Here is a 12,916-nt window from a genome sequence, read left to right as displayed (position 1 = left end):
GCTGGAAGCCATTCACGCGGCCGTGCAATGGATTACCAGCACCGATGCCAAAGCTTGGTTCAACCACTGTGGCTATCATGTACAGCGGTCATGAATCTGCTCTAAGAAACTTATTTCCTAAAATCTTAAGAAACAAACGAGAATACGAGGCGTAAAGCGACGGGGATGCAGTCCCAAGCTTTTCTGTTTTTCTTATTTCCTAAGAAATAAAAAAACTACTTGTTCGCCTCTGACATAAGGATTGCAAATGCTGCTGACGAGTGCTGCCGGGCATTCTTGACAAGCAGCAATGAGACTTAACCAACGGTGCTGCTTTCCCCAAACTGCAGCCGAAGCACGGCAGGCTTACCAAGGAGAGGAGGTACCTCAAACGGGGGTGGTGAGCTAACCCAGCCCTCGGAGAGACCAATGGAACGATTAGCAATAGGGTAGTTAGCAAGAAGACTACCACTTAATCGAGCTAACGCACTGATTAAATGGTAGATATTTATCAACAGAGTTGATAAATGATAAAGCGTAGCTCTAAAACATTAATAGACAGTTGCTAGCAATTAAAAACCACAGTATGCAGGACCAGAAATCATTATCGTCTCCACCGGTAAGCAGGGGCCCAGCCGTGAAGCACGTGACGGTCAGCGGCCCGGCGCACCGGCAGGTAGGAGCGGAGTCGTCCCGGCTGGGACTTACCCGCACGGAATACGCCGACGCGGCCATTCGCTACTTCGCCGAGCGGGGCCTGAACCCGGTCGAGGCACAAGCCCGCGAGGGGCAGCTCATCATGGCGGAAATCAAGCGGCTGGGCGACCGGGTGTTTTCCTATCTACAGGAGCAGGAACGGGGACTGTTGCTGGAAATGGTGCGCTCGCAGCTCCGGCAGCAGGCCGTGCAGGAGCAAACGCTGCGGGTGGTAGAGAATTTATTAGCCCCGGAAGGAGGGGAGGCACTGCACAAAATCCAGCAAAGAAATCAGGCGCGTATCGCGGAAGCGACTGCGGCGGGCCTAGCTGCTATGGATATAAAGGCGCTGAATAAAAAGTCTTAAACCGGGTATTGACGCCATGCACGCCAAGCTTATTAACCCCAAAATCAACGGCAAAAAGGCCTACAATAATCAGGGCAGTGCTGCGCAAGCATTGAATTACCTCACGCACGAGGCCCGCCAAAATGGACAGGAAGCACACTTCTTTGATGGGCAGCGGGAGGCGCTGGACCGGGATGCGGTGCTGGCGGCGCTGGACCACAACGTGAAAGGACTGCGGGCCACGGAGGCCAAGTTCTACTCCCTGGTGCTTAGCCCGAGCCCGGAGGAGCTGGCCCATATTGGCGGTGGGGACGAGGCGAAGCTGCGCGCGTATACCCGGGAGGTGATGGCGGCCTACGCGACGGGCTTCCGCCTGAAAAACGGCGGGGCAGTGGAGAAAGATGACCTGGTGTGGGGTGCCATCATTCACCAGCAGCGCGCCCATCGGGGCACGGACGCGGCCGTGAAAGAGGGGGAGGCCCGGCCCGGTGAGGCGCGCCCCGGACTGCAGGCCCACATTCACGTGGTGGTATCGGCCCGGAACCGGGCGCAGCGCGTCACGCTCAACCCCGGTGGTCGCGTGAGCCGGTTTAGTTTGCGCGACTGGCAGGACGAAGCGCGGGTGTTATTTGAGCGGCAGTTTCAGTACCAGGGACCCACGCCCAACCGAAAGGCCGCGCCCACTATTTTGACGCCGAATCCGAAGCGTAATGCCCGTATTGCGGAGCGGGTGGAGCAGCTGAACCGGCAGGCCGCGCCCAGCCAGCGGCTAGAGGCGGAGCGGGTACAGCGCATCGCGCAAGGCCGGGGCTACGACCCCATTTTCTACGACCGGCTGCGGCGGCTGGAGGACCGGGCCCGGCAGGGGCAGCCGCTGGACAATGCTTACTACCTGCTGGCCACGGGCCGCGAGGAGCCGGCCCGCACCAATACTGGGCACCAGGTGCGGCAGGCCCTGCACAGCCTGCAGCAAGCCCTGCGCGCCACCAGCGGCCCGGAGCGCGTGATAACCGAGGACATTGGCGAGCCGCGCCGGCGTGGACAGTGGGAGGCCGAACTGTGATTCAAACCAAACATACCCTTTAGTTGAACTTTGTATGAGTATGATGAGCGCGCCCCGGCAGCCGGGTAACCACCGTATGACCGGCTTTTACGTCGCCTTAACCTTTCTGCTGGTGTTGCTGGCCGGCGGTGAGTGTTACTGCCTCATCCACCCGGGCATAATGGCGGAGGCAGCACCCTCCGTTGTCCCGAAAGCGGGTTTGGGTACGGCCATCACCCACCGCTTGCTGGCCGGCTTGGTCAGCTTCTACCAGCGCTATGGCCGGCTTATTCGCGCCGCAGTACTGGTAGGAGGGGGGCTGCTGGCCGTGCTGCTACACGCCCCGCCCGCGCGGCCCGGGCAGCGGCGCTGGCAGCCCACGCAGCTGCAGCTGCGACGCATCCAGCTCGGGGCGGCGGGAGTGGGCTTGCTTAGTGGGGCGCTGCTGCTGGCTTTGGGCACGTTTTCGGCCGGTATTATTGCCTGGCTGTACCCCACAGCGGCTCTGTTAGTGTTGGGCGCGGGGTTGGTGGCAGGAGTGACGCGGGCCCTGCATAAGACCGAGCGGTTTGGGCTGCGCACCGAGCGACGGCAGCAGGAATCCGAGCACGGCTTTAGCCTGGCCACGACGGACGGGGGCTGGATTAACATTCCCAACCCCTTTCGAGGTACCCTGGTACTCGGCGGCGCGGGAGCAGGCAAGTCCTACTCCATTGGCGAGCCGCTGATTGAGCAGTTCACCGAGAAGGGGTTTGCCGGCCTCATCTATGACTTTAAGTTTCCGGTGCTGGCCGAGGCGGCGCAGAAGGCATTTGTGCTGGCTGACGCCAAAGCAGTGGCAGCCGGGGAGGAGCCAGCTCATGTGCAGCTGCACATCATCAACTTTAAAGACCTGGAACGCAGCGAGCGAGTGAACCCGCTGCGGGCCGACAAGATGCCGGTGGTGGCCTACGCCAACGAGTATGCCCGCGCCATTATGTCCAACCTGAACCCGGAGAGCATCAAAAAGATGGACTTCTTCGACACCAGCGCCAATGCCTTTCTGACGGCCATCATCTGGTTTTACAAGAAGAACTTCCCCACGTTCTGCACCTTGCCCCACGTGGTCAACACAGCCCTGCACCCGGATTTTACCCACGTGCTGAGTATGCTGGATTCGGACCCCGAGTGCGGCGACATGGTGCGCTCCATCACGACGGCCGTGAAGCAGCGAGCGGAGAAGCAGGTGGCCGGCGTCATTGCCTCGCTGCAGATTGTGCTCACCCGCATTAATTCGCCGGAAATTGCCTGGGTGCTCACGCCTGACGAGGCGAGAGGGGAGGGGTTCAGCCTGGAGCTGAATGACAAGAAAGCCCCCAAGGTGCTGGTGGTGGGCAACGACCCCACGCTGAAGGAAACCTTCTCACCCGTCATCAGCTGCATCGTGGCCGTGGCCTTGAAGCTGATGAACCAGCAGCACAAGCATCCGAGCTATGTGTTTCTCGACGAGGCGGCCACCATTTACGTGCCCAATCTGGAGGTGATTCCGGCCACGGCGCGCAGCAACAAGGTGGCCATGATTTACATGACCCAGGATTTGAGCCAGATGATTGACGCCTACGGCCGGGAGAAGATGCAGGTAATGGTCTCAAACCTCAACAACCAGTTTTTCGGCAAGGTCAACTCCCTCGAAACGGCCAAGTTCGTCTCGGAGCTGGTGGGCAAGGAGGACAGGGAAATGGTGTCGGCCAGCCTGGGCCGCAGCCAGAGCGGCGGCGCCCGGGGCGCGGGCAGCAGCAGCAACCAAAGCGTGAGCTGGCAGGAGCGCAACCTGGTGCGCCTGCAGGATACTATCACCCTTGAAACCGGCGAGTTCATTGGGCAGACTGTGGAAACCGAGCAGCCATTTTTCCAGGGCAAAGTCGCGCGCCAGGCCGTACCGGGGCACTACCCGCTGCGTCCGCTGGCCACGTTCGAGGGTAGCCCGGACCCGGTGCTGGCAGCTGCCCCGGTAGGGGAGGGGCCGACCCAGGATTGGCTCAGCCAGCGCCGCGCCGCCCGGCAGGCCGGTAGCACCCCGGCATCCGGTCCCCTCAATCCGCTGCAAGCCGTGATTCAGGCCAATTTTGAGCTCATCCGCGAGGATGTGGCCAGCATCGTGGGACAGTACACCAACACCCTCAAACCGGGGCAGGTGCCTAATAACGAGCCCCTGCTTTAAAAGCCTTTTTCGGCACCATTAGGCCCTTTTTACTGTTTAGGTAATAGCACACTAGTCCCCTCATTTAGTAGTTTGCACGATGAATAATTCCGCTTCTCCCACCCCCCAGTTTGGTCCCCGCGAGCAAACCCGCGAGCAGCGGCAATTCATCATCAACCAGTCGCTGGGCATCACCCGCAGCCAGGGACCGTACGAAGTGCCCGCCTGGCAGGCCGAGTTGCACGAGCAGTACATCGCGGGCGAAATTGACATGCAGCACATCCGGGCCCGTACCGACGCCCACCGGGATGAACTGCTGGCTCGCGCGGGTGAACCAACGCCGTTCGCTGCTCAATAAGCCATTCTCTATAGCCCCGCCCGGCTGTTTCGTCGGGCAGTTTTTTTCGGTTGCTGGCGGTTTTTGTCCGTCAGCTGCCGGCCTGCGCAAGCATGAGCGACAAATTCACCAATCCCGACACGGGTGTTCTGTACAATAAGCTGGGCATTGCCGACGCTGATGAGCTCGACACGGCGGTAAAGCGCTATTCCCTGAGCCGGCTCCAGGAGCTGGCTACTGGGCAGACGGGCCCCCAGAGCGATACTTACGACTCGGCACGCCTGCGGGCTACGCATCAGCACCTGTTCCAGGACAGCTTTGAGTGGGCGGGGCAGACGCGGCGGGAGGCAGAATTTCAGGGTGTCAAAGCCGCCGACCTGCCCGGCGTAGAGCGGCCCATGCACTTCGCCCCTTACGCGCGCATCGACGAGCGGCTGGATGCGCTGGGCGCGCAGCTGAAACAGGAAAACAACTTGAAGGGCTTGCCCACAGCGGATGCCTTTGCCGCGCGGGCCGCCTACTACTTTGACCACTATAACCACGTGCATGCCTTCCGGGAGGGCAACGGCCGCACGTTGCAAGCCACCTTCACCGAACTGGCCTACCAAGCGGGTTACCAAGTTGATTTTAGCCGGGAGCACGAAAAGCTCAACCCCGCCCGCGACCAGGGCATTGTAAGCCGGCATGGCGCTCAGCACAAAGAGCAGGATTTACAGGCGCTGCGAGAATTGTTGGCCCGTAATACCAATCCTTTGCCCGGACCAGAAGCGGATGCCGCCCGGCACGCCAGCCAGGCGCGGCCGCTGCTCGATGGGCCTTCCCCCGCCGTGCGCCAGATGGAGCAGCTGCGGGAGCTGGTGGCCGCTACGCCCGCCGTGCAGCAGCTGGTAGCGGGCCTGGACTACCGGCGTAACCAGCGCGCCGATGCCTTGCTGGTCCAGGTGCTGGAAATTGACCGTAATCCGCAAACTGCACTTCCGCAACATGCCCCGGCACTGCGGCAGCTCCTGCAGGAAGTAGCGCAGGACAAACGCTTTCAGGACCCGGTATCGCAGCAGGAGGCTCAGCGCTTTGGCTCGGCTCTGCACGCGCTACAACCCTCCGCTCAGGTCCTGTCAACTTCCTCTACCCTGATGACGGCACCTACCCAGCCGGCCCCATCGGCTGCGACCAGCTTTGTGCAGGCAGCGAAGCAGTTGGTGGAGGGATTGAACGAGCAGGGCTACCCCGGCCCGGCGGATTCACTGCTGCGTGCGGCCAAAGCCGTGGAGAAATCCGCTTACCTGGGCGGAGCCAATTTGGAGGCGGTAGCCGGAGCCTTGGGGCGGGCGGAAAAGATACCGGCGCTGGCCGAGGACGCGGCGGCACTCCGTTGGGCAGGGCGAAGCTTACAGGAAATCCAACGGAGCAACCCGGTACAACAATCTGTCCTAGACCGGGAGACCAATAGTCCCGAGCGATAAAAAGTAGGCATTGGTTAAAAGTTTGGTCCAAAAGTCGCATTTGGCGGGGCGAGCTTTTAGGTAGTTGCCTTCTCCGGGATTTCCACCCCGGCAAAGCGCAGGATTTTGTAGCGGGTGCGGCAGGAGCCAATCTGGAAGTAGTCCATGAGTTGGCAGGGCATAGGTTTTATGCCGCGTTGAGAGTCCTTACCTTGCATTGCCAATGGATAATGAGGAGCTGGATTTTTTGCAAGAGCAGTTGGATGCTACGGAGCTGCTGGTATGTGCTGCTTGCCGGGATGAAACCCTGCACGCCCATGTGGAGGTGCTGGGTAACTATCCACAGGCTACAGAGCTGCTGATGGAATGTACCGTCTGCGGCACCCGTCGCAGCTGGCTGCAGTTGCATGAGCGGCCCGACAACTAGAGTTGCTCAGGCTAATCACCAACATTGGCAGTTGCGATTACCGGAGCCCTTGCATTTTCAAAAACAGGCCTCCCGGGTTCTTGGTCGCCTTGATTTTGTCGGTTTTAAGCTTGTAAATAAATGCAAACAGCGCATCGACGTGCTTGGTCGACTGCAGAATGTCCTGCACCAGCTTGGGCTCCTGAATGCCCAGCGTTTCCAGGTGCTTGCGGGCCAGCTGCACCTTGGCATCATCCGCCTCCAGCTCGAAGGGGATGGGCAGCTGCTGCGGCACCTGGGTGTTGACGTAGAACTTGATGCTCTGGTAGGAGCGGCCCTTCTTGAGCAGCTCGTACTTGATGCGCAGGTCGGTGTGCTCATTGATTTGGGTGGTGGCTACGTCGAGCACGTACTTCTGCAGGGAGGATATCTGCGCGTACTGCTCGGGCTCCTTGCCCGAGAGGTCCTTGAGCTTGAGCATGGCCTTGAACTCGTCCAGGGAGTAAGTCTTCGTTTCCCCAATGTCCTTCCACTGCGAGGCCAGCTGGTAGATGCGCTTGGCGTACTTGCTCGACAGGCTGAAAGCGGCTTGCAGACGGTAGGACGTGAAGTTGCTTTTCAGGTCAATCAGGAAGGGCCGCATACGCTCGGATATCTCCAACTCAATGGTGCCCTCGCCCTTGCGGTACAGCGCCGAGGCCAGCAGGCTTACTTGCAGCAGGGTCTTGCCGTTCTCGATGTGATAGACCCGGCTGTTGAGGTTCTCGGTGGATTCCAGCAGCTGCTTGTAGTTCCAGGTGCGGCCCGTCAACTCCATCAGCTCCTGCACCCGGATTTCGTAGATGGTGCCGGACTTGTCCTGCTTAGTGAGCTTGGAGAGGAGCGAGAAGACGATGTCCATCTCGCAGGCACTCATCTCATAGCGGGCCGTCGTCAGCGCGTTGTGCTGCCGGATTTCTATCGGAACGGGGGATTCGGGCGCGGCCATACGCAGCTACTGTGGTGATGCCAAGCAAACATACGGCTTAAATCGGAAACTAATAGAGCCAAATCCTGAATCTATCAGCAAGCATTAGCGGGCTCAGCTCGCTGGCTTATAAAAGCTATTAGTTAGACTTATGAAACCTATTAGTTAGCCGGACGCGAGTTTTCGGTGAGGCTTATGAAAGCTATTAGTTAGACTTATAAAAGCTATTAGTTGGCGACTTGTCAGGGGAGGGCTTCAGGAGCTGTGAAGCACGAGTGACTTATAAAAGCTATTAGTTCGCCGCCTGAGGGACTAGTGATAGGCTCGTGAATCGGGCCTATTAGTTAGCTTATCAAAGCTATTAGTTTGGCTTATGAAACCTATTAGTCAGCTTATGAAACCTATTACCTCGCTTATAAGACCTATTAGTTGGCTTATAAAACCTATTACTAAAGCCGCTTAAGACACTGAGGTACAAAATGTTGTGAACCCTGCAAATACCTTAAATACTTAAAATACTCACAAGCTTGTTGAAGCTGGAGTACAAAAGCTTTTAAAGTGGTGGTTTAGGGCGAAACCCGAACGAAAACAACAAAAAGGGGAGTCTAAATAAGCACAAATGGGATTGCACTTTTTAAAGAATTTATTTACTTTTTTCTACTAATTAGACCGTCTCTGTATACTCCAAAGGTAACTTAAAAACTATTCTGAAAGCTTACAGAGGGCTCAATAATAGATTTTATAAGTCTCTTAAAAGGCTCTCACTAGCCGCTTAAGCAACACCCGACACAACCAGGCATGGCGTTGTGAGTAGGATAACTGCGGCTACAGAAGCCTCAGGGCTTATAAAACCTATTTTTTAGCCTGCCTGCTGGCTTACAGTTCAGCTCAGGAGTTACGCGAACTAATAGGTTTTATAAGCCAAAATGCGGGGTAGCAACATCTGCTCACAGATTATTGAATGTTAGACGAGGACCCATCGAGGCATTGCCGCGGTTACCATTGACCGCATCAGGATAATGATAGGTTTATCTGCCTTTACCAAGTGGCTGACAAAGGCTCCTGCATGCACTTACTAGCAGTGGACTTATATAAAGCCGCTTTGACCTGTTTTCTTTGCCTCATGAGCTCCTTACTACTATCATTGTCCTGCTGGCCTAAACAATGAGCCCAGAGCCTCCAAGGCGCTAGAAAAGCTACACTACACATTAATGAAGAAGTAACCAGCTGGCTCGAGGCTGCCCCGCTGCCATTCCCGGACCTGAGTTTGACCGTTTCCTACGCCGATGCGCTGCTTTATGCCCAGGGAAGGTTGAAGATGCTGGGCAGTGGGGAGTTAAAGCCTTTTTGTGAGACGCCCCAGCTTACGTACACCAACATCGTCAATCTGAAAAACGGCAAGCTCAAGCGCGACGAGCCCCGCCTCGTTCAGCGCGTGCTCGGCAGCCTGGGCATACCGGCACAGCTGCTCCGCTTTCCACCGANGGGTAATGGCCTGCTGCTTGACCTGAGCCAGGGGAGGGCGGGCCACGTGCTTGCCCTGGGCTTTGGCCCGCGCCATGCCGGCGCGCACGCGCTGGCTGATGAGCGCGCTTTCAAACTGGGCCAGCGAGGCCATGACGTGGAAAATCAACTCGCCCGTGGGCGTGGTGGTGTCGATGTTTTCTTGGTAGGAGATGAAGTCCACGCCCAGGCTCTGGAATTCCTTCAGCGCATTGACCAGCGCCTGGGTGGAGCGCGCAAACCGGTCGTAGCGCCAGACCAGGACCACATCGAGCTGCCGTTTCTTGGCGGCGGCCATCATCCGTTTATAGTGGGTCCGTTCTTCGCTGGTGCCCGAGGCCTGGTCGACGTATTCCTCGACCACGGCGAAGCCCCGCCGCTGGGCGTACTCGCGTAGTGGCCGCAGCTGCGTCTCTGGGTCCTGGCCTTTGTCGAGAGTGGAGACGCGGGCGTAGAGGGCGACGCGCTTGGGCTGGTCAGTCGGGAGAACGGACATCGGGGGTTATCAAAAAGGAGTTCCTTTGCAAAGCTACTTTTTGGGGTGTAAAATCGGCCTTGCCGCCCCCAAAAACGCGGGTGGTTTTGCCCACCCTTTTTGATAACCCATGCCGCAGGAGTTTCTCACCACCGCCGAGCGCCTGCGCTACCAGACCGTGCCGGTCAGCCTGCTCGAAGCCGACATCCGCCAACACTTTCACCTGACGGAAGCCGACCGCACCTTTCTGACGTCGTTTCGCGGCGCCGCCAATCGCCTGGGGCTGGCCCTGCAGCTGGGCGTGCTGCGGCTGATGGGCTTTCTGCCCGAGGCGTGGAGCAGCCAGTTGCCACCCGAAGCCGCGGCCTTCGTGGCCACGCAACTCGCAACAGAAACGGTCCACCTCGTTCACTATGGGGCACGGCAGCAAACCCGCAGCGACCATTTCGGGGCCGTGCTCCGGCACCTGGGGTTTCGCAAGTGGGAGCCGCTGGATGCGGCCTGGCTGGAGCCGTGGCTGGTGGAGCGCGCCCTGGAACACGACGGCGACCGGGCGCTGCTGGCCATGACGTGCCTGAAGCTGCACCAGGCCCGCATTGCCCGCCCAGCCATCGGTACGCTGGAGCGCCTGGTCGGGGGCATCAGCGACCTGGCCACGCAGGAAACCTACCGGCGGCTGGCCCCTTTGCTCACGGACAAGGTGCGCCAGCAACTCGATGCCCTGCTGCTGCCCGAAGTCGGGAGGAATACGACCCGCCATCGCTGGCTGGTGCAGCCGGCTACGGTGAGCAATCCGGCCGCCATTACGACGGCCCTGGACAAGCTCCGCTACCTGGACGGCCTCGGCGTGGCAAGCTGGGACGTGAGCAGTTTGCACCCGAACCGGCAGAAACGGCTGGCGCTGCTGGCCCGCAGTCGCTCGAACCGAAACCTGGAGCGCTTGCCGGTCGCTAAACGCTACCCGGTGCTCGTGGCGTTTGTGCGCGAGAGCTACCTGACGCTGACCGACGAGGTGCTGAGCATGTTTGATGCCTTCTGGGAACAGGGCCTGGCCAAGGCCCGCCGGGCGCACGACCAGTACCAGCAGCAGGTCGTCGCGGCGAAGGACACCGCGCTGCGCACCCTGGCCCAGGCCGTGGCCATCGTGCTCGACGAGGACCAGACCCCGGCCGGGCAGGTGCGGCCCAGCATCTACGCCCAGGTGCCGCGCGAGGACCTGGTCCTGGCCTGGGAGGCCGTGCAAACGATCCTCTACCCGACCCGCCACTCCCACCTGAGCTTCCTGGCCAAGCGCTACCCGCTCTTCAAGCAGTTTACGCCCCGGCTGCTGGAACAGTTCGAGTTTCGGCAAGGCTTTGCCGGTGACGACTTTGGAGCGGCGCTGCAGCTGGTCAGCGAGTTGCAGGCCGGCCGGCGGCGTAAGCTGCCCGACCAGGCCCCGACCGGCTTCCTGAAACCGACCTGGCGCAAGTTCGTGCTGGGCGACGCGCTCAGCCCCGAGCAGCAGCGGCCGGCCTACGAGTTGGCCGTGCTGGCCACGCTGCGCGACCGGCTGCGCTCGGGCGACGTGTACGTGACGCCGTCGCACCGCTACGCCGACCTCAACAGCTACCTCATTCCCGCGGACGAATGGGAACGGGTCCGGCCGGAACGCTGCGCGCAGCTGGGGCTGCCGCCCGTGACCACGGACCGCCTCACCGAGCGTCTACAAGAACTGGAAGACTTGCTGGGCCCCATGCAAACCCTGCTCGATGCCGGCGGCGACGTGCGCCTGGAAGGTGGGGAACTGGTGGTGACGCGGCCCGCCGCCGAAGAGGTGCCGGCCGGGGCGCAGGCCCTGCAGCAGGAAATCGGCCGCCGCCTGCCGGCCGTGGACCTGACCGATATCCTGGTCGAAGTCAACGCCTGGCTGGGTTTTACGGCCCACCTGCCCGGGCTGGAGCACGCCCCGCGCGGCGACGAGCACGACACGCGCCTGCTGGCGACCTTGCTGGCCACGGGCTGCAACATTCCGTTGGCCGATATGGCCCGCAGCGCCGCCCTGCCCTACCAGTCGCTGTGGTGGACGGCCACCAACTACCTGCGCGACGACACGCTGAAGGCCGCCAATAACCTGCTGGTCAACGAGCACCACCGGCAGTGGTTGGCCTCCTACTGGGGCGATGGCACCTTTTCTTCGTCCGACGGCCAGCGGTTTGCTGTCAGCGGCAAGGTGCGCAACGCCCGCGCCCTGCCCACCTATTTTGGCACCGGCCGGGGCGTGACGATGCAAACCCATTCCTCGGACCAGTACGCGCAGTACGGCAGCAAGGTCGTACCGGCGACGCTGCGCGATGCCACGGTGGTGCTCGATGAAATCGTCGACAACGAAACCGACCTGGCCCTGGCCGAGCACACGACCGACACGGCGGGCTACTCGGACATCATTTTCGCGCTGTTTGATTTGCTGGGGCTGTTTTTCTGTCCCCGCATGCGCGACCTGTCCGACCAGCGGCTCTACAAAATCCGGGGCCAGGACTGGACCTATCCCGACCTCAAGTTCACGGGCACGCTCAATCCGGACTACATCCGGCGGCACTGGGACGAGCTGCTGCGGCTGGCCGGTTCCATCAAATCCGGTCGGGTCACGGCCTCGCTTTTCCTCAGCAAGTTGCAGGCCTACCCCCGCCAAAACCACCTCACCTACGTCTTACAGGCCTACGGCCAACTCATCAAGACCCGCTTCATCCTGCGCTACCTGCAAAGTCAGCCCCTGCGTCAGCGCATCCACGCCCAGCTCAACAAAGGCGAGGAGTTGCACGCCTTGCGGGCCTGGCTCTGGTTTGGCAGCGAAGGGGTTATCCGGCGCAAGCAGCAGGAGGCGCAGACCGAAGCGGCCCGGTGCCTGACACTGCTCACCAACTGCGTGCTGCTCTGGAACACCGTGTACATGCAGGAGGTCCTCCAGCAACTGCAGGCCGAAGGCTATCCGGTCGACGAAGCCCACTTCCAGTACCTCTCGCCCAGCCGCTACGAACACATCAACCGACTCGGCAAATACTCCTTCACCAACCCGGCCCACCTCGACCCGCTACACCGCCGCCCGCTCCGCCATCCCGGCGACCCGATGGCTTAGCGTGTAAATCCGCCCTTTTGGAAGAAGAACCCCTAGTAGTTAAGGAAGTCGGAGTAGACAGTTATACCATCACGCGACTTTTCCTCAAAGTCAATACCGTCAAGCATAATGATGGGCTTCGTAAGCTGACGATTGCTGCAGCTCGCGTAGTATGTAGTCACCGCGCCAGAACCTGCGTAGGTTCTTCCCTCATAGTCAGTAAAACTAAGGCCAGCTGTCAAGGAAACTCCCTCATCTGCAGCATCACATGCTTGTATAGGGGGAAAGTTAGGATCTTCGCTGCGCGAAGCTACTGCTGATCCAATAACTGTGATTTTGGAATATGTAAGGGGCTTAGGAAGCAAATCGAGCTTAGAGGGGCCGTTGGCGAAGTTCTTTGAGCAAGACTTTATACACGTTTTCGTAGCGATGGTTGAAGCGAAATTCACA

10 protein-coding genes are annotated in these 12,916 nt (G+C 59.8%); 7 read left to right on the top strand and 3 right to left on the bottom strand.

Annotation, left to right across the window (positions count from 1 at the left end; translation table 11 throughout):
* Nucleotides 1-616 precede the first annotated feature (616 nt).
* The 6 genes from ABD842_RS08225 to ABD842_RS08200 all read left to right on the top strand — a co-directional run bounded on the left by ABD842_RS08225 (nt 617) and on the right by ABD842_RS08200 (nt 6,448).
* Nucleotides 617-1,042 carry a hypothetical protein gene (locus tag ABD842_RS08225; protein ID WP_345112469.1) on the top strand — a complete coding sequence of 142 codons (426 nt, stop codon included), beginning with the start codon at nt 617-619 and terminating at the stop codon, nt 1,040-1,042.
* 16 nt (nt 1,043-1,058) lie between these two features.
* Nucleotides 1,059-2,084 (top strand): DUF5712 family protein, encoded by a 1,026-nt coding sequence (locus ABD842_RS08220; RefSeq protein WP_345112467.1) that lies wholly within the window; start codon nt 1,059-1,061, stop codon nt 2,082-2,084.
* A gap of 76 nt (nt 2,085-2,160) precedes the next feature.
* The gene (locus ABD842_RS08215) at nt 2,161-4,263 is read left to right on the top strand and encodes a TraM recognition domain-containing protein (RefSeq protein ID WP_345112465.1); all 2,103 of its coding nucleotides are present in this window, start codon (nt 2,161-2,163) and stop codon (nt 4,261-4,263) included.
* Nucleotides 4,264-4,342: 79 nt separating this feature from the next.
* Nucleotides 4,343-4,600 carry a hypothetical protein gene (locus ABD842_RS08210; RefSeq protein WP_345112463.1) on the top strand — a complete coding sequence of 86 codons (258 nt, stop codon included), beginning with the start codon at nt 4,343-4,345 and terminating at the stop codon, nt 4,598-4,600.
* 92 nt (nt 4,601-4,692) lie between these two features.
* A complete protein-coding gene (locus tag ABD842_RS08205) occupies nt 4,693-6,042 on the top strand; it encodes a Fic/DOC family protein (protein ID WP_345112461.1) in 1,350 nt (449 codons plus the stop codon).
* A gap of 202 nt (nt 6,043-6,244) precedes the next feature.
* Nucleotides 6,245-6,448 (top strand): hypothetical protein, encoded by a 204-nt coding sequence (locus ABD842_RS08200; protein ID WP_345112460.1) that lies wholly within the window; start codon nt 6,245-6,247, stop codon nt 6,446-6,448.
* A gap of 37 nt (nt 6,449-6,485) precedes the next feature.
* On the opposite strand, the gene ABD842_RS08195 is transcribed toward ABD842_RS08200, so the two are convergent.
* Both ABD842_RS08195 and ABD842_RS08190 read right to left on the bottom strand, forming a co-directional pair.
* Complete coding sequence (locus ABD842_RS08195) at nt 6,486-7,415, bottom strand: replication initiation protein (protein ID WP_345112459.1); 930 nt, start codon at nt 7,413-7,415, stop codon at nt 6,486-6,488.
* A gap of 1,315 nt (nt 7,416-8,730) precedes the next feature.
* Nucleotides 8,731-9,393 carry a recombinase family protein gene (locus tag ABD842_RS08190; protein ID WP_345112457.1) on the bottom strand — a complete coding sequence of 221 codons (663 nt, stop codon included), beginning with the start codon at nt 9,391-9,393 and terminating at the stop codon, nt 8,731-8,733.
* A gap of 109 nt (nt 9,394-9,502) precedes the next feature.
* Here ABD842_RS08190 and ABD842_RS08185 point away from each other — a divergent pair, with 109 nt between their 5' ends.
* Nucleotides 9,503-12,487, top strand: coding sequence for a Tn3 family transposase (locus ABD842_RS08185; RefSeq protein ID WP_345112455.1), 2,985 nt, complete (start codon nt 9,503-9,505; stop codon nt 12,485-12,487).
* 32 nt (nt 12,488-12,519) lie between these two features.
* Here ABD842_RS08185 and ABD842_RS08180 read toward each other — a convergent pair.
* Nucleotides 12,520-12,916: hypothetical protein (locus ABD842_RS08180; protein ID WP_345112453.1), on the bottom strand; the 397-nt coding region annotated here is incomplete at its 5' end.

It is taken from the genome of Hymenobacter algoricola (genome assembly GCF_039539525.1).
Taxonomy (GTDB): domain Bacteria; phylum Bacteroidota; class Bacteroidia; order Cytophagales; family Hymenobacteraceae; genus Hymenobacter; species Hymenobacter algoricola.
The sequence above is the reverse complement of the archived record's forward strand: the minus strand, read 5'-3'. Positions and strand labels throughout refer to the sequence as shown.